Raw genomic sequence first — 510 nt, 5'->3', positions numbered from 1 at the left:
CGCTCGACCGGGCACTGGTCACCAATATTTCCTCCATGTGTAATGGCAAAGGCTTACCGAAAGATCAGGACGTGAAGGCCTTCCTGACGCTGCCCTGCTTGAAAGAGGGCTGGCAGGAAGGCAAAGATGAGGACGTTAAGGGTAAACCGCTCGACCGGGCACTGGTCACCAATATTTCCTCCATGTGTAATGGCAAAGGCTTACCGAAAGATAAGGACGTGAAGGCCTTCCTGCCCCTGCCCTGCTTGAAAGAGGGCTGGCAGGAGGGCAAAGACGAGGACGTTAAGGGCAAACCGCTCGACCGGGCACTGGTCACCAATATTTCCTCCATGTGTCATGGCAAAGGCTTACCAAAAGATAATGACGTGAAGGCCTTCCTGGCGCTGCCCTGCTTGAAAGAGGGCTGGCAGGAGGGCAAAGACGAGAACGTTAAGGGCAAACCACTCGACCGGGCACTGGTCACCAATATCTCCTCCATGTGTTCTTCTAAAGGCTTACCGAAAGATCAGG

At 54.1% G+C, this 510-nt stretch carries 1 protein-coding gene; it reads left to right on the top strand.

Going from position 1 to position 510, the window contains the following annotated elements:
- A partial coding sequence (locus tag J7439_RS26210) for a hypothetical protein (protein WP_209204991.1) occupies positions 1-510 on the top strand: 510 nt, incomplete at both ends.

This window comes from Salinisphaera sp. G21_0 (assembly GCF_017744115.1).
Taxonomy (GTDB): Bacteria; Pseudomonadota; Gammaproteobacteria; order Pseudomonadales; family Endozoicomonadaceae; genus Endozoicomonas.
Note: the sequence above shows the minus strand (reverse complement) of the source record. Positions and strands in the feature narration are given on the sequence as shown.